16 protein-coding genes and 1 other RNA gene are annotated in these 20338 nt (G+C 62.9%); 8 read left to right on the top strand and 9 right to left on the bottom strand.

Annotation, left to right across the window (positions count from 1 at the left end; translation table 11 throughout):
* Positions 1-11 precede the first annotated feature (11 nt).
* Both HU144_RS13040 and HU144_RS13035 read right to left on the bottom strand, forming a co-directional pair.
* Positions 12-752: a L,D-transpeptidase family protein gene (locus HU144_RS13040; protein WP_235351672.1), complete on the bottom strand. Its 741-nt coding sequence runs from the start codon at positions 750-752 to the stop codon at positions 12-14.
* A gap of 70 nt (positions 753-822) precedes the next feature.
* The gene (locus HU144_RS13035) at positions 823-2271 is read right to left on the bottom strand and encodes a uracil-xanthine permease family protein (RefSeq protein WP_235351671.1); all 1449 of its coding nucleotides are present in this window, start codon (positions 2269-2271) and stop codon (positions 823-825) included.
* A gap of 241 nt (positions 2272-2512) precedes the next feature.
* Here HU144_RS13035 and bioB point away from each other — a divergent pair, with 241 nt between their 5' ends.
* On the top strand, positions 2513-3568 hold the full coding sequence (bioB, locus tag HU144_RS13030; protein WP_235351670.1) for a biotin synthase BioB: 1056 nt from the start codon (positions 2513-2515) through the stop codon (positions 3566-3568).
* Positions 3569-3665: 97 nt separating this feature from the next.
* Here bioB and HU144_RS13025 read toward each other — a convergent pair whose 3' ends face one another.
* Positions 3666-5222 (bottom strand): fatty acyl-CoA synthetase, encoded by a 1557-nt coding sequence (locus tag HU144_RS13025; RefSeq protein WP_235351669.1) that lies wholly within the window; start codon positions 5220-5222, stop codon positions 3666-3668.
* 155 nt (positions 5223-5377) lie between these two features.
* Between HU144_RS13025 and HU144_RS13020 the strand changes: the two genes are divergently transcribed.
* Both HU144_RS13020 and HU144_RS13015 read left to right on the top strand, forming a co-directional pair.
* Positions 5378-6211 (top strand): Nif3-like dinuclear metal center hexameric protein, encoded by an 834-nt coding sequence (locus HU144_RS13020; protein WP_235351668.1) that lies wholly within the window; start codon positions 5378-5380, stop codon positions 6209-6211.
* A gap of 45 nt (positions 6212-6256) precedes the next feature.
* Complete coding sequence (locus tag HU144_RS13015) at positions 6257-6985, top strand: zinc ribbon domain-containing protein (protein ID WP_235351667.1); 729 nt, start codon at positions 6257-6259, stop codon at positions 6983-6985.
* A 44-nt stretch (positions 6986-7029) separates the two neighbouring features.
* On the opposite strand, the gene HU144_RS13010 is transcribed toward HU144_RS13015, so the two are convergent.
* On the bottom strand, positions 7030-7806 hold the full coding sequence (locus HU144_RS13010) for a YaaA family protein (RefSeq protein ID WP_235351666.1): 777 nt from the start codon (positions 7804-7806) through the stop codon (positions 7030-7032).
* A 120-nt stretch (positions 7807-7926) separates the two neighbouring features.
* On the opposite strand from HU144_RS13010, the gene rnpB reads away from it, so the two are divergent.
* An RNA gene (rnpB, locus tag HU144_RS13005) (RNase P RNA component class A) lies at positions 7927-8294 on the top strand.
* 27 nt (positions 8295-8321) lie between these two features.
* Here the strand turns inward: rnpB and ppgK are convergent.
* On the bottom strand, positions 8322-9155 hold the full coding sequence (gene ppgK / locus HU144_RS13000) for a polyphosphate--glucose phosphotransferase (protein WP_235351665.1): 834 nt from the start codon (positions 9153-9155) through the stop codon (positions 8322-8324).
* Position 9156: 1 nt separating this feature from the next.
* The gene (map, locus tag HU144_RS12995; protein WP_235351664.1) at positions 9157-10062 is read right to left on the bottom strand and encodes a type I methionyl aminopeptidase; all 906 of its coding nucleotides are present in this window, start codon (positions 10060-10062) and stop codon (positions 9157-9159) included.
* Between the two features lie 164 nt (positions 10063-10226).
* Between map and HU144_RS12990 the strand changes: the two genes are divergently transcribed.
* Positions 10227-10952 (top strand): FadR/GntR family transcriptional regulator, encoded by a 726-nt coding sequence (locus HU144_RS12990; RefSeq protein WP_235351663.1) that lies wholly within the window; start codon positions 10227-10229, stop codon positions 10950-10952.
* Positions 10953-11119: 167 nt separating this feature from the next.
* On the opposite strand, the gene ald is transcribed toward HU144_RS12990, so the two are convergent.
* Positions 11120-12238: an alanine dehydrogenase gene (gene ald, locus HU144_RS12985; protein ID WP_235351662.1), complete on the bottom strand. Its 1119-nt coding sequence runs from the start codon at positions 12236-12238 to the stop codon at positions 11120-11122.
* Between the two features lie 341 nt (positions 12239-12579).
* Here ald and HU144_RS12980 point away from each other — a divergent pair, with 341 nt between their 5' ends.
* Genes HU144_RS12980 through HU144_RS12970 form a run of 3 tightly spaced genes read left to right on the top strand, consistent with a single transcriptional unit; the run spans position 12580 to position 17191 of the window.
* On the top strand, positions 12580-12783 hold the full coding sequence (locus HU144_RS12980) for a hypothetical protein (RefSeq protein ID WP_143921611.1): 204 nt from the start codon (positions 12580-12582) through the stop codon (positions 12781-12783).
* Positions 12784-12786: 3 nt separating this feature from the next.
* Positions 12787-14145 carry a type I glutamate--ammonia ligase gene (gene glnA / locus HU144_RS12975; RefSeq protein ID WP_235351661.1) on the top strand — a complete coding sequence of 453 codons (1359 nt, stop codon included), beginning with the start codon at positions 12787-12789 and terminating at the stop codon, positions 14143-14145.
* 4 nt (positions 14146-14149) lie between these two features.
* Entirely contained in the window at positions 14150-17191 is a 3042-nt protein-coding gene (locus HU144_RS12970; protein WP_235351660.1) for a bifunctional [glutamine synthetase] adenylyltransferase/[glutamine synthetase]-adenylyl-L-tyrosine phosphorylase, read from the top strand.
* Positions 17192-17200: 9 nt separating this feature from the next.
* Here HU144_RS12970 and HU144_RS12965 read toward each other — a convergent pair whose 3' ends face one another.
* Positions 17201-18670: a mycothione reductase gene (locus tag HU144_RS12965; protein ID WP_235351659.1), complete on the bottom strand. Its 1470-nt coding sequence runs from the start codon at positions 18668-18670 to the stop codon at positions 17201-17203.
* A 157-nt stretch (positions 18671-18827) separates the two neighbouring features.
* Positions 18828-20252: a type I glutamate--ammonia ligase gene (gene glnA / locus HU144_RS12960; RefSeq protein WP_092108435.1), complete on the bottom strand. Its 1425-nt coding sequence runs from the start codon at positions 20250-20252 to the stop codon at positions 18828-18830.
* Positions 20253-20338: the final 86 nt, after the last annotated feature.

Here is a 20338-nt window from a genome sequence, read left to right as displayed (position 1 = left end):
TTGCTGCAGACCTAGCTGCTGATCGCCATCTCAACCGGGCCGTCATCCTCCCAGTCGAGGATCTTCAGCAGATCCTCCTGAGACACCGATACGCAGCCTGCGGTCTTGCCGCTGCCGGTGTTGACGTGGAGGAAGATCGCGGAGCCCATTCCGGGTGTCCCAGCCTCGTTGTAGTCGATGACCTGTCCGTAGTTGTACGCCGGGGTCTGGTACATCGACTCGCCGTTGTAGCCTTCGGACTTCTTCTGCATTGTGTTGTAGTTCTCCACTGCGTCGCCGTCGACCCAGACGTCGTCCTCCGTGACTTGGACATACTTCGACCCGCCGAATTGCTCGGGTTCCGCTTCGACTCCGAAGCCGTAGCCGATGCCGAAGAGGCCAGACGGGGTCATGCCGTCACCCTCGCGCTTCTCACCCGGCGCAGCGATGCCGTTGGAGCCGACATGACCGTCGGTGCTCAGCGCCGAATAATACTCACCGTCCCACTCTTCGCAGGCCATGACCGTGGCGTCAGCGCCTCCGGTGCCCTTGACCGTGATGACTTTGTCCGCCGTTGCGGCTGAGGGGACCGAACATTCCTCGCCGAGGTGCGATGGTCTGTCTCCGGCATTGCCGTCGACCAGGCCCGCCCCGAGGCCACCGGCCGCCTGGGCGGCTGTGCCGGTGAACATTGGACCAGCGACGAGCGCGAAGGCAAAGCCGGACACCAGCCCTCGACGTATTCGACGTGATCGGTCAGTTGCAGGTTTCATGATTCCTCTCCTCTTAGTCGGATTCTCATCATTGGGGGAAGGGCCTACGTCTCCGTCGAGAATACTGCGCTCACGGTGATCCGGGTGGTGTTCGCCCTTCGAGTTCGTGATCCGTGTCGATATCGGGACCAGTGCCGTCCCTGTCGGTGCTGTCGACGTCGGGGCCGGGGCTGACGATGTCGTCCTGATCGGTGCCGCGCCACTTCGCGATGCCGCGCATCACCTGGTAGATGATTATCGCCGAGGCGGAGCCGAGGGCAATGCCCTCGAACTGCAGATTGCCGGGAGTCCAGGTGAAGTTCGCGATTGCGACGATCAGCGCGACAGCGGCGGTGTTGAGGTTGATGGGGTTGGAGAAATCGACTTTGTTCTCCACCCAGATGCGCACGCCGAGCATTCCGATCATGCCGTAGAGGACGGTTGCCGCCCCGCCGAGGACGCCTGGGGGAATGGTGGCGATGATCTCTCCGAACTTCGGCAGCAGGCTCAGGATGAGGGCGATGATGCCGGCGCAGAGGTAGGCCGCCGTGGAGAAGATCCGGGTCGCCGCCATGACGCCGATGTTCTCTGCATAGGTCGTCGTTCCTGATCCTCCGCCGGATCCGGCGAGCATCGTCGAGAATCCGTCAGCGAAGAGGGTTCGGCCGGTGAGCTTGTCGAGGTCACGTCCGGTCATGGCCGACACGGATTTCACGTGTCCGATGTTCTCGGCGATGAGGACGAAGACGACGGGGAGGAAGAGTCCCAGATAGCCCAGGTCGAAGGCCGGAGTGTGGAATTCGGGCAGCCCCACCCAACCAGCCTGACCAACAGTCGAGAAGTCGATCTGTCCCTGCACCCATGCGGCACCGTAGCCGACGAGGACGCCGATGAGGATGGACAGTCGTCCGAGCATTCCGCGAAACAGCACAGTGGTGAGCAGAATGGTCACAATCGTGATGACTGCCGTCAGCGGCGCCTCCTTGACCCAGTCCCAGGCGGCGGGTGCCAGATTGAGTCCGATGAGCGCGACAATCGCACCGGTGACCACCGGCGGCATGGTGACCTCGATCCACCGCACTCCGGCGAAGTGAACGACGATACCCACCAGCGCGAGAGTCACGCCCACGGAGATGATGCCGCCCTGTGCCAGTGCCATGGCATGGGAGTCGAGGTCCTCACCCGAGGTGGCTGCGAACCCGGTGACGGCACCGATGGGCGCCAGCAGTCCGAAGGACGACCCCAGATAAGAGGGCATCATGCCCTTCGTGATGAGGAGGAAGAGCAACGTCCCGATGGCGGTGAAGAACAGTGTCGTCGAGGGTGGGAACCCGGTGAGCAGCGGCACGAGGAACGTCGCTCCGAACATCGCCACGACGTGCTGTGCTCCGATGCCCACGGTCCTCGGCCAGCTCAGCCGCTCTTCCGGAAGGACCGTCTCACCGGGACGAATTGTCTTGCCGTCCCCATGCAGCTTCCACCCCTTGCGGCCGTCCGTCGAGTCGTTCTCTGCGCTCATCGATTTGCGCGATTCCACCATCAGTCCCCTCATCCGACCGCCCTGCGGCGGCTTCCAGCCTGTCGTCGTTCGTTCGTCACCGAGAGCAGTCTATTCGCCTCCGGCATTCGTCGAGGCGGCCGCGGGGAGGCAACAGGTTTGATACGCTATTGAACACCGTTCACGACGAGGTGGCCGGGCATTGTCCGATACAGCCGTGCTCGACCTCCCCGCAGCAGACTGCATGCGCCCATTGCGCCGCACCTATGAAGGAGCACCACCAATGACCAGCTGGTTCTACGACCTTGCCGAATCCGTGCTCGACGGCCACGCGATCACCGAAGAACAGGCGCTTCGACTTCTCACCGCCGACGACGATGACCTCGTCTCACTCGTCGATGCAGGTGCCAGGATCAGGCGCCGGCACTTCGGAATGACAGTCAAGGTCAACTACCTCGTCGATCTCAAATCGGGGCTGTGCCCGGAGAACTGCAGCTATTGCTCCCAGGCGCTCGGCTCCCAGGCACCGATCCTCAAATATTCGTGGCTGAAGACCGATGAAGCGGTGAAACAGGCCAACACCGGAATTGACGGTGGAGCCTCTCGCGTGTGCCTTGTGGCCAGTGGCCGGGGACCCGGCAACAGGGACATCGATCGCGTCACCGATATCGTGACCCAGTTGAAGGACGATCATCCCGAGGTCGAGGTCTGTGCCTGCCTGGGCCTGCTCAAAGACGGACAGGCAGAGACACTGCGCAATGCCGGAGTCGACGCGTACAACCACAACATCAACACCGCCGAATCCTTCCACGACACCATCGTCACCTCGCACACATATTCCGATCGCACGGCCACGATCGCCAAATCGAAGGCGGCGGGTCTTTCTCCCTGCAGCGGCCTCATCGTCGGACTGGGTGAGAGCAGCGAACAGATCGTCGAGGCCCTGTTCGCGCTCAAAGACCTCGACTCTGCGTCGATCCCGATCAACTTCCTAGTGCCATTCGACGGCACCACGATGGAAGGCCAGTGGAACCTGACGCCGACTCAATGCGTGAAGATCGTGGCGATGGCCAGATTCGTCTGCCCCGACAGGGAAATCAGGCTCGCCGGCGGGCGCGAGATCCATCTCCGGTCCCTGCCGGCAATGGCTCTGCACCTCGCGAACTCCATCTTCCTGGGTGACTATCTCACTGCAGAGGGACAGGCCGCCGAGGAGGACCTCGCACTCATCCGCGACAACGGCTTCACAATCATCGGGCAAGTGGACACCCCGACCACGGCCGCGACTCCCACGCTGAGGAGGCGCGGCGCAGGGACACAGCAGACAGCCAACGCCTGAGGCCGCAGACGACGGAGACCGAAACGAAGGAAGGCCGCCACCGGGGCGTGATCCCAGTGGCGGCCTCCTACCGCGAATATGCTGACCCAACTGCTGTTCAGATATCGCGGAGTTGGCGTTTGAGGATCTTGCCTGCCGAGTTCTTCGGCAGTTCGGCGACGAAGTCGACGCGTTTGGGAACCTTGAATCCAGCCAGACGGCTCTTGACGTGGGTGACCACGTCCGCCTCGGTGAGCTCACCTTGCTCAGGTTTGACGACGACAAAGGCGGTGACCGCCTCGATCCACTTCTCATCGGCGACGCCCACAACCGCCACCTCGGCGACCTGCGCGAGTTCGAAGATCGCATCTTCGACCTGCCTGCTGGCCACGAGGACGCCACCGGTGTTGATGACATCCTTGACCCGGTCGATGACCTCGATGAAGCCTGCGTCATCTCGTTTGACCAGGTCACCTGAATGGAACCAGCCGTTGTCGAAGGCCTCGGCTGTAGCTTCGGGCCTGTTCCAATAGCCTTCGCACAGCTGTGGGGACCGGTAGAGGATCTCACCCTGCTCACCGATCGCAACATCATTGCCGTCATCGTCGACGACCCGGGTCTCCACGAACAGCACTGGGCGTCCTGCCGAGCCGGGGTGGTCGTCATGCTCCTCTGGCCGCAGCACCGAGCAGAGCGGTCCCAGCTCCGACTGACCGAAGCAGTTGTAGAAACCGAGCTGCGGCAGTCGTTCGCGCAGCTTCGTCAGCACCGGCCCGGGCATGATCGAGGCACCGTAGTAGGCCTTGCGCAGACTGTCGAGATTGCGTGTGTCGAGATCAGGGCTGTTGGCCAGTGCCACCCACACTGTGGGAGCGGCGAAGAAGGAGTTGATCTCGCGTTCTTCGAAGATGGCCAGCAGCTGTTCGGGAACCGGGGCGGGGACGATGATGTTGTGCGCACCGATCGCCAACAGCGGCAGCAGGAAGACGTGCATCTGTGCCGAGTGGTAGAGGGGCAGTGCATGGACGACCCGATCCGAGGCGGAATGGTCGAGGCTCATCAGTGACGACATGTATTCGTGGACGAGGCCACGATGTGTCATGATCGCGCCCTTCGGTGCCGAGGTGGTCCCTGATGTATAGAGCAGCTGTGCGACGTCCGTATCGGCGAGGTCGAATTCTCCCGTCGCCACCGGTGCGATGCCGGTGGCAGTCGCGGGCGCGAGGAGTGTGGAGAAGTCTTTGACCTGAGCACCGGCCCCGGTCGGTGTCGCGGTGACCGCGTCGAGGAGGTCGCCGTCGGCGAAGACGATCGTCGCTGAAGAATTCTCCAGGATGAAGTCCAGTTCCTCGTTTTTCAGCTGGTAGTTGACGGGCACATGGATCAGTCCGGCGCGAGCACAGCCGAGGTAGAGGAGCAGGAAGAGGTCGGAGTTCTTGCCATACGCGGCGATCCGATCGCCTTTCCGCGCTCCGAGGCTCAGCAGTTCACGTGCAACGGCGGTCACGGCGGTGTCAAGATCCCGATAGTTCCACGTGCGATCGGCGAACTCGACGGCAATGTCGGTGCGGAAGCGTTCGGCGCTGCGACGCACGATGTCGGCGACGGTGGAGGAGAAGTGAAGATCGGGCGATGCCGAGTCTGTGTGGTCTGTATTCGTCGCATTCGTAGTCATGACCCAAATCTATAGCTGAACGATCGTCAGGTGAACCGCGTCGCACACTTTTCTGGCGCGTCCCACGATCCTCACACCGCTGGCCCCCTCGATCGCAGGATCGCTCCGGGCGTATCTGTCTGACCGTGACCGTCCGGATGTAATACTGTGGTGGCATGAGATACCCGAAGGTCAGTGAATGTGTGGACGTCTTCGAAACACTGTGGCCGACGGCCCTGGCCGAGAGCTGGGATTCTGTGGGTCTGTCCGTGGGGGACCCCGATGCCGAGGTGCGTTCGATCCTGCTCGCGCTCGACCCCATGGACGCGGTCATCGCCGAGGCGGTGGTGCTGGGCGCCGATCTCGTGTTCAACCATCATCCGCTCATGCTCAAACCCGTGAAGTCCGTCAACGCCGCAACCCTGAAGGGCGGCGCCGTTCACACCCTGATCAGCAACGACATTGCCTTGTTCAACGCCCACACGAATGCGGACTCCGCGCGCGGGGGAGTCTCAGATGCGCTCATCTCCCTGCTCGGCATCGAGGACGCAGTGCCACTCGTCCCTCATGCGGAGGGATCGACCACCGGTATCGGCCGCGTCGGAGACCTCCCCACGCCGACACCCGTCCGCGATATCGCCCGCACTCTCTCGAACCGTCTGCCGCGGACAACGACCGGCGTGCGCATCGCCGGCGACCCGGCCGCGGCTGTCACACGAGTCGCCGTCTGCGGTGGAGCGGGGGACTCCCTGTTCGACGAGGTCAGGGCCAGCGGCGCAGAGGTCTACATCACCGCTGACCTTCGCCACCATCCCGCCACCGAGGCCCGCGACACCGCCAACAGGCAGGGAGGTCGACCACAGCTCATCGATGTCTCCCATTGGGCTTCGGAGACCGTCTGGCTCACCGCGGCCGCCGAAGCGCTGGAGACGGAATTCACCGAGCGCGGACTCAGCGTCGCACTGCAGCATTCGGCGGTCAACACCGATCCCTGGGTCGAACGCTATTGACTCGCTGCACACGACCCCCGACGCCTCGATGACAAGGAACCCAGAATGCTGATCACCGCCGAACAACGCACAGAACTCGAGTCACTCATCGAACTCGCCTCCCACGGACGCGCGCTGCGGCACGAGCACGACAATCCCACCCAAGCGTCGGAGCTTAAAGACCTCGTGTCTCAGCACAAGGAGCTCGAGACCAAGAAGACCGAGGCCGCCGAGGTGGTGGAGAAGTTCCGTACCGAGGTTGCCGAGCATGCCGCGTCCATCGAGACTCAGAATGGCCAGATCAAGAAGAAGACGGTCGAACTCAACGACGGCACCGGACTGACCAGCCGAGATCTCGTGAACCTGCAGGGCGAGATCTCCGGCCATGAGGAACGGGTCGCTGAACTCGAGGAGGCTGAGCTCGGCTCCATGGAGGAACTCGAATCCGCTGAGGCCGCGCTCTCAGAGGTGGAGTCCTCCCTCGCCGAGGTGATCGCATCCGGCCGCACCATGCAGACGGCCATCAAGGACCGCAAAGCGGAGTTGGCCGCGGAGCTTGAGGCCAACAGCGCCTCGGCTCAGAAGCTGAAGGCCGACCTGCCCGAGACATTGGTTCGACAGTTTGACCAGAATGTCGCTGCGGGCGGGCCCGGAGCCGCGATCCTGAACGGGCCGAACTGTCAGGCCTGTGGCCAGGAGATCAGCGGCATGGCGTGGAAGTCCATGCTGCTCGAGGACCCGAATCAGACCTATGAGTGCGAAGAGTGCGAGGCGGTTCTGCTGCGCAAGGGCTGAGGTGGGCCCACGGACTGTGACTGACCTCTGAGAGCTGCAGGGGCTCAGTCGCGCAGGACGATTGTCAGCGCCGCCGGTCGGCTCTTGGCAGGTGGGGTGAACTCGACCTCATAGGACTCTTCTGCCCGTGAGAGCAGATCCGCAGAGCTGGTCGGCAGCTCACGCTCGTCTGCGAGCAGTCGGCCGACGAGTTCGCCGCGATAGTACTTCGCCCAATGGGAGACCACGCTGCGTTTGGTGCCGTTGACCTTGACTGCTCCCAGGGTCACGACCTGCTCATGCGGGCCCGGCCAAGCGGCTCGGTAATCGCTGGAGCGGCAGTCGAGGATCACCTCGGCGGGGTCGACCGTGAAAGATTTGGCCAAGACCGGTTTCCACCACGACGACAGCTTTCCGAGGGTACCAAGGTCCGTCTTCATCGCCAGCCGATAGGCGGGGATCGGATCGAGACCGTTGACCTGGCCGAAGAGTGCTGAGAACACGTGAACGTTGCGCAGCCGCTGTGCCAGGGTCTCGTCGGCCATGGCATCGGCAACGAGGTCCGGGGCGCCCATCGCTTCGTAGAGGACTCCGGAGTACGTCTGCAGGGCCGGGGCGCAGGGGATGGTGTCGAGACTGACATTGCGTTCGACGTCGGCTGAGAGTGAGGCTCCCACACCCAGCTGATCCAGTGCGTCTTTTCGTTTGGAGACCTTCTGCAGGGCACTCAGGACCTTCTTGCGCTGCGGGTTGAGATCCGGCGCCGAAAGCTCTGGGAGGTCGAGTGGGGAACCCGAGCTCGCGGGAGTCTTACCTTCTGAGGGCGGCAATAGGATCTTCACCTCACCATCGTAGGTCCCAAGCCCTGGGCCTCGAATCGCTGTCCACGTTAGTTTCATCACTGCTGGCTCGAGGCTGCGATGAAGGGGCCCGGTGATGAGGGTAGACTTCTGTACTCGAGGACAGGTCACCAGACGGTCGCGGCTCTCTCACGAGGGCTGAGGAACGTCCGGGCTCCACAGAGCGGGGATGGTGGGTAACACCCACCCGGGGTAACCCGCGGGCCAGTGCAACAGAGAGCAGACCGCCCAGTTTCGACTGGGTAAGGGTGAAACGGTGGTGTAAGAGACCACCAGGGTGCCGGGTGACCGGCGCCGCTGGGTAAACCCCATCCGGAGCAAGATCAGACAGGCGACGTTCGAGGCTGCTCGCCGAGTCGTCGGGTGGATTGCTTGAGGCCGGTGGCAACATCGGTCCCAGATAGATGACCGTCCGTCGAGAAGGGCAACCGACTCGATGACAGAACCCGGCGTATCGGTGGCCTGTCCTCACCTCACGTCCGGCTGTCGAGTCAGATCTAGGCAGAGCCCTTCTTCACTTTGGCTTTGCCGTTATTGGCGGCCAATATGGCGGCGCCGACGATTCCCGCGTTGTTGAGCAGCTTCGCCGGCTTCAACTCCGCGCGCGTGCGGATCAGGTGCAGGAACTGTGTGTGCGACTTCGAGATCCCTCCGCCGATGAGGATCACATCCGGGGCCACGAGAAGCTCCACTTGGGAGTAGTACTGCTGCAGCCGTCCTGCCCACTCTTCGTAGCTCAGGTTCTCGCGCACCTTGACCGATTCCGCGGCCTGAGTCTCGGCGTCCCGACCGTTCATCTCGAAATGTCCCAGCTCCGTGTAGGGCACCAACCGGCCCTGGGTGAACAGCGCCGTACCGATGCCGGTGCCCAGGGTAGTCAGCAAGACCGTCTTCTTCCGGTGCTTGCGCCCAGCGCCGAAGGTCATCTCCGCCAGCCCCGCTGCATCAGCGTCGTTCATGATGAAGAAGCGGCGCCCTGTGTGCTCGGCGAGGATCCGGGTGATGTTCGATCCGATCCAGGTCTGGTCGAGGTTCGCTGCATAGTCCACATGGTCGTCACGGACGACCCCGGGGAAGCCGCAGCCGATCGGCAGGGCGTCGAGAACCGACCGGTCATCGACGACTCCCAGTTCGAGTGCCGTGGAGACGAGGAGCTCGATGAGTTCGGCCATCGCCGCACCGACCTCTGGGGGAGTGCTCGGCTTGGGGGTGAGGACGCGGACCCGCTTGAATGCGAGATTTCCCGTCTCTGTGTCGACGAGGCCGGCCTTGATGCCGGTTCCGCCGACGTCGACTCCGATGGCGAAGCGTCCCTGCTGATCGTCTGTCATCTCAGTCCTGTCGATTCGGTCCCGCAGCGATGGCTGCATCGGCATCGGGGAGGGTGAGGATATCGGCACCGGTCTCGGTGACGACAAGTGTATGTTCGAACTGGGCGGAGCGCTTCCGGTCCTTGGTGACCACGGTCCAGGCGTCGTCCCAGACGTCCCAGGCGACGGTTCCGAGGTTGAGCATCGGTTCGATGGTGAAGATCATTCCCGGTTCCATCACCTCGGCGTGGGCGGGCGCGGCGTCGTAGTGGGGAACGATGAGGCCGGTGTGGAACTCCCGTCCCACTCCGTGTCCGCTGTAGTCACGGACGACTCCGTAGTCGAAGCGCTTGGCATACTTCTCGATGACTCGACCGATGACGTTGATCTCGCGGCCCGGTTTGACGGCTTTGATTCCGCGCATCGTGGCCTCCCACGTCCGCTCCACGAGCAGACGGGACTCGTCATCGACCTCGCCGGCATAGAAGGTGTAGTTCGTGTCTCCGTGCATGCCGTCGATGTAGGCGGTGATGTCGACGTTGACGATGTCCCCATCGGCGATGACCGTCGAGTCGGGGATGCCGTGACAGATCACCTCGTTGAGCGACGTGCACACGGACTTCGGGAATCCGCGATAGCCCAGCGTCGAAGGATAGGCACCGTGGTCGCACATGTACTCATGGGCGACTTGGTCGATCGCATCGGTGGTCACTCCGGGTTCGATCATGTCACCGACAGCGGCCAGTGCGTTCGCTGCGATCCTGCCCGCCGCACGGACCTTTTCGATCTCCTCGGCGGAGTAGAAGTTGCTGCCCCTGCCTTCGTCGGCATCGGCGCGGCCGACGTATTCAGGTCGGGTGATGTTCTGGGGGACACCCAGTTCAGGAGAGATGGTTCCGGGCGTGAGCAGGCGAGGCGTATCAGTCATGGTGACTCCGATTCTAGAGCGGTTGAGCCCAGATGTTCCACAATTGCGCTGCCTGTCGGTGTGAGGGGGCCATCGGAGAGGAATTAGAATGGAGACAGGTATTGTCGCCTGCGTGTGCGACGACAGGTTGCCACGATGGACGAGAGGCAACGGAAGGGGAAATGATGAACGAGCAGACTGCCTCGGTCGGTCCCGAGTTCTCCGGTCTCAGCGATGTGGTGAGTCTGACGAGCGCACCCCAGCAGATCGCTGACCACATCCTCTCCGGCATCGCTGTGGGCGCGCTTCCCGAGGGCACACTGCTGCCCGGTGAACGAGCCCTTGCCGCCGATCTTCAGGTCTCACGCTCGAGTGTGCGCGCGGCACTGCTGCGGCTGGAGCGTCTCGGAGTCGTCGAACGGCGGCGTGGGCGCGGCGGCGGAACTTTCGTGTCCAGCGCGGAACCGACGGCTCTGGCCCCGATGGCCGGTCGCATCGGTGAGTTCCATGCCGAACGCAGAAATCTTCTCGATGCCCGTGCGATCTTCCAGAACAGTCTGGCCGCGACTGCGGCTCTGCGGCGTACTGAGGAAGAGCTCACGGAGCTCCGGGAGTTGGCACAGAGGTACTCTGAACGCGCCGAGGCGGGTGTGGCCAGAACAGCCGACGCGCAGTTCCACTTCGCCATCGCTCGAGCCGGGCACAATCCCGAGCTCGTACGCATGGCCATCGACATCGACACCAGGATCAACGCAGGCTTCCGCCACGACCCCTTCTCCCACAAGCTCTTCGACCATGCGGTGGCCGATCACGCAGCCATCGTCGAGGCGATCGCCGACCAAGATGCGCAGGCCGCCGGCCAGCTGTGCGAGGAGCACTTCCGGTCGACGACGATGCCGCCGGCCAGCTGAGCTCATTCCGGCTCGGCCGCGGCTTCCCGCGCCCGTCTCCCACGCGTCTAGGACTGCTCTGAAGCAATCAGGACCGCCCTGGGACAAGGCGGAAGGCCGACACCAGGACAAAGGGTGTCGGCCTTGCGCATCTGTGTTTCAGGCGAGGTTCACCCGAACTCGTGCGCTCAGTTCGCCAAGGCGTGCTCGACGGAGACGGCCTGCAGGCCGAAGGCCTCGGCAACGTTGTCGTTGGTGACGTGCCCATTGTGGATATTGAGTCCACGTGCCAGGCCCGAGTCCTTCGACAGCGCTGCGTGCCATCCCTGGTTGGCGATCTTGACCGCAAACGGCAGAGTCGCGTTCGTCAGTGCCGCCGTGGCCGTATTCGGCACCGCACCGGGCATGTTCGCCACACAGTAGTAGATCGAGTTGTGCACCTCGAAGGTGGGATCATCGTGGGTGGTGGGCCTCGAGTTCTCGAAGCACCCGCCCTGGTCGATGGCGATGTCGACGAGCACTGAGCCCGGCTTCATGCCCGCGACCATCTCGTCGGTGACGAGCTTCGGTGCCTTCTTGCCGGGAATGAGCACCGAACCGATGACCAGGTCGGCAGAGGCCAGGGACTTCGTGATCTCGTATTTGTTCGAGACCTTCGTCGCGATCGCACCGGCAAAGGTCTCATCGATCTGACGCAGGCGGGGAATGTTGATGTCGATGACCTCGACGGCAGCACCCAGGCCCAGGGCCATACGAGCGGCGTTGGTGCCGGCGACTCCTGCGCCGATGACGACGACATTTGCCCGTTCGACACCGGGCACGCCTGAGAGCAGGATGCCGCGACCGCCCGAAGCCTTGAGCAGACTGTGGGCGCCGACCTGCGTTGATAGCCGCCCGGCGATCTCACTCATCGGTGCCAGCAGCGGCAGGCCTCCGCCGTCGGGCGCAACCGTCTCGTAGGCGATCGCGGTGGTCCCCGCACTCATCAGTGCCTGAGTCAGCGCTTCATCGGCGGCCAGGTGCAGATAGGTGAAGAGGATCAGGTCCTTGCGGAGGAAACCGTATTCTTCGGCGATGGGTTCTTTGACCTTGAGGACCATGTCCCCGGCGGCCCAGGTGGACGCCGCGTCCGCAGCGATCGCGGCACCGGCCTCGGTGTACTCATCGTCGGTGATGAATGACCCTACTCCGGCACCGGCCTGAACCGTGACTTCATGTCCGTGTGAAACGAGCTCGTGGACACCGGCAGCGGTGATGGCGACGCGGAACTCGTTGTTCTTGACCTCTGTGGGCACTGAAATGCGCATAGCTTTCCTTCTCTCATGTTGCCCCATGATGTTGGCCCATGGGCAGTTCCAGCCAGATCGAACTGTGGCTGAGGATACATCCCACTGTATTCCGTTGAAGGTCTGCAGGGCAAACCTTTATCGGCAGGATTCGTGCAATTGTCTGCGGATTCGGTGGAATATCGACCACACGGGCACGGAAAAACCATATTTTGTCGCGTTCAGGCACAGAAGCGGTCCATTTTTTGCAGGTCACAGGCGTGCGCAAGCGAAGTCGTGCGGTGAGGTCCTGGCGGCGACGGGCAGAACCGGTAAGCTGAAATTTGTCAGGGATTCACCACACCCACGATGAAGGGTTCGACATGGGACTGTTCAAAGATATCGACGATGCCGATTCGAAGTACTACTTCAATCTGAAGACCAACTCGGTTGAGCGTGGCCTGGTCAGCGATGCGGACCACCGCATGGGCCCCTACGAGACAGAGGAAGTGGCTCGAGCCGCCCTCGAGCGGGCCCAGGCCCGCAACGAAGAGTGGGAAGAAGACGACAAGAAGTGGAACGGCTGAGGAATGTCGCGTCAGGAAGAATTCGTTCTTCGCACCGTTGAAGACCGTGAAGTCCGCTTCATCCGCCTGTGGTTCACCGACGTCCTCGGCGGGCTGAAGTCGGTCGCAGTGGTTCCGGCAGAGCTTGAAGGAGCCTTCTCCGAGGGAATCGGCTTCGACGGGTCCGCCGTCGAGGGGCTCTCACGAGTCTATGAGGCCGATATGGTCCTCAAACCCGATCCCTCAACGTTCTCGCTGCTGCCATGGCGTGGCGAGAAGGAACCCACCGGGAGGATGTTCTGCGATATCCACGTGCCCGGGGGAGAGCCGGCGCAGGCTGATCCGCGCAATGTTCTCAAACGGACGCTGGCGAAGGCCGCGGAGAAGGGTTTCTCCTTCTATGTTCACCCGGAGATCGAGTTCTACCTGTTCAAGACCGACAACCTCGATCCCGGCACCGGCATCTTCGAAGGAACCAGGCCCATCCCCGTCGACACTGCCGGCTACTTCGACCATGTCAACGGCGGCACCGCCAACGACTTCCGCCGCTCCGCAGTCACCATGCTTGAAGCCATGGGACTGTCCGTCGAGTTCTCCCATCATGAGGCCGGCCCAGGGCAGAACGAGATCGACCTGCGCTACGCCGATGCGCTGACCATGGCCGACAACATCATGACCTTCCGATCGGTGATCAAGGAAGTCGCGATCTCTCAGGGCGTCTACGCATCCTTCATGCCCAAGCCGCTCAACGATCATCCGGGCAGCGGAATGCATACCCATGTCTCACTCTTCGAGGGGGAGAACAACGCCTTCTTCGAGCCCGGAGCCATGTATCAGCTGTCGAAGACCGGCAAGCAGTTCATCGCCGGCCTCCTGACCCACGCAGCAGAGATCACTGCGGTGACGAATCAGCACGTGAACTCGTACAAGCGTCTGTGGACAGGTCACGAAGCCCCGTCATACATCTCCTGGGGACACCGGAATCGTTCGGCCCTGATCCGCGTGCCGCAGTACAACTCGGGGAAGTCCTCCTCCGCGCGCATCGAATACCGGGCTCTTGACTCCTCTGCCAACCCGTACCTGTCCTATGCCCTCATGCTTGCGGCCGGGCTGAAGGGCATCGAAGAAGACTACGAGCTGCCTGAAGAAGCCGAGGACAACGTGTGGCAGCTCTCGGACACCGAGCGCCGTGCGATGGGGATCCAAGCACTGCCCTCCAGCCTGTCCCACGCCCTAGAGATCATGGAGCAGTCCGATCTCGTCGCGGAGACGCTGGGCGAAGAGGTCTTCGACTTCTTCCTGCGCAACAAACGGCAGGAATGGAACGACTACCGCGCTCAGGTCACTCCGTACGAGCTCAGCAAACACTTCACCTCGATGTAGTCTCATGGCCCGAATCACTTCGCGCACCTCGGTCGTCACCGAGTCAGCCGCTCGCTTCCTCGACGAGATCAATGAACTCCTCGGCCAACCCCTGGCCACCGACTCACGCTTCATCGATCTCCTCGAAGCGACCCCGGATCCGCACGCGGCCGCCCTGGGTCTGCTGCGGGTCCTGGAGGCCGCAGGCGAGTCTGCGCCGCAGTTCCTCGATGCCATCCGTTCGGGGACCGAGGCAGATCTCGCCGAGGATGAGATCGACCGCGCTCTGCTGCGACGGGTGCTCGCAGTCATGGGCACATCCGAGGCGATGGTCGACCACCTTGTGCGGCATCCGGAGTCTCTGCCGCAGCTGGTGGAGCGGTCACCGTTCCTGATGATCTCCACCCCAGCAGCCTCGGCGGCATCGTTGCGCAACGATCTGCTGGCCAGTGTGGGAGCCGATCCTGATGATCCGGCACCCACTGCGGACCACCTCGGCGAGGAGGCGATCAAAGATCTCCGTCGCACCTATCGCGATGCACAGCTGCGGCTGGTCGCCGATGATCTCGTCGCCGAGGCGCCCGAGGAGATCGTCGATCATGTGATGGCCGTACTCTCGGACCTGGCGGCTGCTGCCATGGATGCCGCTCTGGCCATCGCCAGGGCAGAGCTCGATCCCGAGGGAACGGTTCGCATCGCTGTGATCGCCCTGGGCAAGACCGGGGCGCGCGAACTCAACTACGTCTCCGACGTCGATGTGGTCTTCGTCCTCGATTCGTCGACGACTGATGAGCAGCGCGATCTCGCCACGGAGGTTGCCCAGAGGATGCGCGGCATCCTCTCCGATGCCGGCGCGGAGCCTGCACTGTGGGAGGTCGACACGGCGCTGCGTCCCGAGGGCAAAGCCGGGGCACTGGTGCGCACGATGTCGGAATTCGCCCGCTACTATGCGGACATCGCGAAGAACTGGGAGTTCCAGGCTCTCCTCAAGGCTCGGCCAGTGGCCGGTGACGTCGGGGTGGGCGAGGAATTCGTCGAGACGCTCCTGCCGCTTGTATGGGAGGCCGCCAGCCGTCAGGGGTTCATCGACGGCATCCGCTCGATGCGCCGTCGCGTGGTCGACCTCATCCCTGCAGCCGAGGCGCCCCGGCAGATCAAGCTGGGACGTGGAGGACTGCGCGATGTGGAGTTCTCCGCACAGCTGCTCCAGCTGGTCCACGGTCGCACGGACGAGGAGATCCGCACACCGAACACGCTCGTGGCTCTGGAAGAGCTGGGCGAGCACGGCTACATCGGAAAAGAGGATGCCTTCGTCTTCTCCGCCGCCTACCGGTTCATGCGTGTGGTCGAACACAGAGTCCAGATTCCGCGGATGCTGCGCAATGCACTCATTCCCGACGACGACGAGAAGCTGCGCATCCTCGCCCGATCGGTCTTCACCTCCGGCTCACGGAGCGGATCCCGGCTGGAAGAGACCCGCAAGGACTATGCGAAGCAGGTCACCCGTCTCCACGATCAGATCTTCTACCGACCCATCCTCGACGCGGCAGTCGGAGTGCACGGTGCCGTCGTCGACGCCCACAACCGGGGCAGCAGCATGCAGGCTGCCGCCGACCGCCTCCAAGCCTTCGGCTACCGCGACCCGCAAGGCGCTTTGTCCCACATCAAGGCGCTGACGTCGGGCATGTCACGCACGGCACTTGTCATCAAACAGGTGCTGCCGGCGCTGCTGGACTGGTTCTCCGACGGAGTCAGCCCCGATGCCGCGCTCCTGGCCTTTCGCCGGCTCACAGACTCGCTGTCATCCTCCGGCTGGTTCCTCAAGATGCTCCGTGATTCCGGTCTGGCCGCGAAGTCGGTGGCCGACGTGCTCTCGCTGTCCGGCTATGCCAGTGAACTGCTGCTGCGCCAGCCCGCCGCGGTCGCCTGGTTGGACAACTTCGACAACCTCACACCCCGCGATCCGAAGGCCCTCGAGGCCGAAGTCGGAGGCCTCCTCAAACGACATGCGGCATCTGCGATCACACCGATCCGTGAGACCTACAGCCGTGAGCTCCTGCGCATCGCTCTGCGTGACGTCCTCGATGTCGGGGACCGGGCGACGGTCCCCGGCGACCTTTCGGCACTGATGGATCTGGCAGTCAGCGGCGCCCTGCAGGCCGTCCGCATGGACATCGACCAGCCTGAGACGCCGCCGTACGAGTTCGCGATCATCGCAATGGGCCGGTGGGGCGGAAACGAGATCGGCTACTTCTCCGATGCCGACGTGACGTTCGTCTACCGCTCTGTCGGTGAGGAGCTCGGGGCTGAGGACAAGGCGAAGCTGAGCAAGCACGTCAGCAAGCTCGCACTCGGTCTCGGCAGCCGACTCAAGGCCAGCGACGCTGCCCAGGGCATCGATCTCGATGCGGATCTGCGGCCTGAGGGTAAGAACGGGCCGCTGGTCCGAGCCCTGTCGTCCTACCGGGCCTACTATGCGAAGTGGTCTCAGCCCTGGGAGGCGCAGGCGCTGCTGAGGGCGCGTCCGGTCGCCGGTGACTCCGGCCTCATTGAGGACTTCACCGAACTCATCGATTCGCTGCGGTATCCGGTGGAGATGACGACGAAGGCGCTGACCCAGGTCCGCACGCTCAAAGCGCGGATGGAGGATGAGCGTCTGCCTCGCAATGCGGACAAACGGCGACACCTCAAACTGGGTCGGGGGAGTCTCTCCGACGTCGAGTGGACGGTCCAGCTCCTGCAGCTCCAGCACGCCCACCAGATTCCGGGCTTGCGGACAACCTCGACACTGGCAGCTCTCCGTGTCGCAGCCGAAGAAGGGCTCATCCCCACGGATGATGCCGAAGAGCTCGCGGCCGCATGGCAGTTGGCGACCGATGTGCGATCAGCCGTCATGCTGTATCGGGGACGCACAGCCCAATCGCTGCCGGAGGAGCACTTCGAGCTGGAGGCCACGGCCCGACTGCTCGGATATCCGGCGGGCGGCGGTCACGAACTCGAAGACGACTATCTGCGCACCACCCGCCATGCCAGGAACATCATGGAAGAGCACTTCTACGGCTTCTGAGTAACTCGGTCAGTCCTCATCGAACTCAAGGCCCAAGAGTGCGTTCTCAACGACTTCGGGCAGAGCCGGATGAATCCAGTACTGCCGCTTTGCCACCTCGTCGGCACGCTGTCCGAACGCCATCGCCTGGATCAGCGGCTGGACGATCATCGACGCTTCGTGACCGACGATGTGGGCGCCCAGGATCTGATGCGTCGACGTATCCGCGATGAGCTTCACGATGCCGGGGTCATCGGCCATCGCCCACCCGTACGCCACGTCGGAGTACTTCTGCACCTTCACACTGATATCGTGACCGGCCTGCCGGGCCTCATCCTCTGTGATACCGACGTAGGCAACCTGGGGTGAGGTGAACACAGCACCGGGAACCGCGTGATGGTTGACCTCCCGCAGATCCGCCTCGGCGGCGCTGCCCGGCGCTCCGGCCGCCACGTCGACGGCGAGATTGTCACCGACGACAGCGGCCTCGTGATTGGCGACGTGTTTGAGCTGGTGCGGGGAGCTGATGTCGCCGAGGGCAAACACGCCGGGGACCGGCTGCCCGTGGGCGAGGACACGCTGGCGTGAATCGACGCTGAGACGCGCATCATCGAGAACGTCGAAGCCGGCTTCGACCACATTCAGACCTCTGGTGTTCGGTGTCCGTCCGGTGGCGATGAGAACCGCATCCGCGTCTATCTGCGAGGGAAGATCGACATCGCCGAGGCGGCCGCTTGCCTTCAGAGTCACCGACACCTGGTCGTCGTCGAAACTGTATGAGGCGACCTCGGCTCCGCGGTGAACCGTATGGGTGCGTTCGAAGAGGTCCGTGAACTCCTGTGAGACCTCCTCGTCGATGTTGCCGAGCAGGCGGGGGCCACGTGCGATCACCGTCACCTCGGTGCCGAACCCGGCGAAGACGTGGGCGAACTCCATTGCGATGATGCCGGATCCGATGATGACCAGCCGTTCGGGCTTCTCAGGAATGCGCATGATCGAGTTCGACGTGAACACGGGATAGCCGTCGGTGTCCACACGCTGCGGATCCAGGCCTTCGGCTGCGGGGATGACAGGGGAGGCGCCGGCCGCGATGACGATGCGATCGGCAGTGATCTCCTGGCCCGAGGCGGTGCGCACCGTCTTGGTACCAGTGAAGTGAACGTGTTCTGCCAGAACAGTGACATTGGGTTGGCGATCGCCGCTGCGGTAGTCCCGGCCTCCGGCTTCGATGGCGTCGACACGGTCGAAGATGCGCTTCTGCAGCGCCGGCCAGTCGACGCTGTTGAACTCTGTAGAGAGGTTGTAGTGCTTCGCGTCGGCAGCCTGTTCGGCGATCGTGGCGGGATAGACGAACATCTTCGTCGGAATGCACCCGACGTTGAGGCAGGTTCCGCCGAAGTGCCACTCCTCAGCAATCGCCACGTTGAGGCCGGAGAATCTGTCGTCGAGGAACATGTTCCCCGAGCCTGTGCCGATCAGAAGGAGATCGAAATGCGTCATTGTCCATCCCTGTGTCAGTTGTGGTCACCATAGAAGGCCGCCCTGGTCAGAAGCGCTGAAGGGCGCCACGGGTGACAACCCGTGACGCCCCCACTGTATTCCCTGCAGCTGCTGGCACATACGCCTTGGAGCAGTCCGCGAGCCCTAGGACTGTGGCTCAGAGTGCGTAGTAGAGCTCGAATTCTGTCGGCGTCGGACGCAGACGTGCAACGTCGATCTCATTCTCACGCTTGATCCGAATCCACGTCTCGATCAGGTCGGAGGTGAAGACGTCGCCCGCGGTGAGGAAGTCGTGGTCCTTCTCGAGCTCGATGAGCGCCTCATCGAGGGAGCCGGGGACCAGCTTGATGTCCTTGGCTTCCTCTGGTGGGAGCTCGTAGAGGTCCTTGTCGATGGGCTCCGGGGGCTCGATGCGATTGCGGATTCCGTCGAGGCCGGCCATCAGCTGGGCTGAGAAGGCCAGATAGGGGTTGGTCGACGGGTCCGGAACGCGGAACTCGAGGCGCTTGGCCTTCGGTGAGCTGCCGGTGACCGGGATGCGGATCGCGGCGGAGCGGTTGCGAGCCGAGTAGACCAGGTTGACGGGAGCTTCGTATCCGGGCACGAGGCGACGGTACGAGTTGATCGTCGGGTTGGTGAAGGCCAGCACTGCGCCGGCGTGTTCGATGAGGCCGCCGATGTACCAGCGAGCCAGATCTGAGAGACCGCCGTAGCCGTTCTCGTCGTAGAACAGCGGCTCACCGTTCTTCCACAGCGACTGGTGGCAGTGCATGCCCGAACCGTTGTCATCGAAGAGCGGCTTGGGCATGAAGGTGGCCGACTTGCCGAGTTCGTAGGCCGTGTTCTTGATCACGTACTTGAAGTCGAGGAGCTGATCGCCGGCATGCTGCAGGGTCTTGAACTTGTAGTTGATCTCCTGCTGTCCTGCGGTGCCGACCTCATGGTGGGCCCGCTCCATCTCGAAGCCGATCTGCTCCAGCGTCAGCGACATCTGATCGCGGATGTCGGCGAACTTATCCTGGGGGGAGACGGGGAAGTATCCGCCCTTGAACGGGGTCTTGTAGCCGAGGTTGCCGCCGGGCTCGTCTTCGCCCGTGTTCCAGGCAGCTTCCTCGGAGTCGATCGTATAGAAGCTGCTGCCCGGGGTGTTCTGGTAGCGGATGGAGTCGAAGAGGTAGAACTCCGCCTCGGCGCCGAAGAAGACGGTGTCGGCGATGCCGGTGCTCTCGAGGTAGGCCTCGGCCTTGGCCGCAACCTGGCGAGGGTCCCGAGAGTAGGGCTCATCGGTGAAGGGATCGACGATCGAGTGCGTGATGACCAAGGTCTTGGCCTCACGGAAAGGGTCGATGTAGGCCGATGAGACATCGGCGAGCAGCTTCATGTCCGACTCGTGGATGCCCTGGAAGCCCGTGATTGAGGAACCGTCGAAGAGCAGACCTTCGGTGATCTCTTCCGTGCCGTACGAGGCTGCAGGAAGGTTGAAATGCTGGACGACACCGGGGAGGTCGCAGAAACGGACGTCAACGAATTTGACGTCGTTCTCCGAGATGTAGTTGACGAGTTCTTCAGCAGACGAGAACACTTAGTCTCCTAGTTAGATTATGGTGGTCGTTTGTCTTGACCATTCCCAATCTTAGTTGCAAGCAGGTGAAGTGCTGATGACGTCCA

Origin of the sequence: Brevibacterium sp. UCMA 11752 (assembly GCF_021532235.1) — a bacterium.
GTDB lineage: Bacteria > Actinomycetota > Actinomycetes > Actinomycetales > Brevibacteriaceae > Brevibacterium > Brevibacterium antiquum.
The sequence above is the reverse complement of the archived record's forward strand: the minus strand, read 5'-3'. Positions and strand labels throughout refer to the sequence as shown.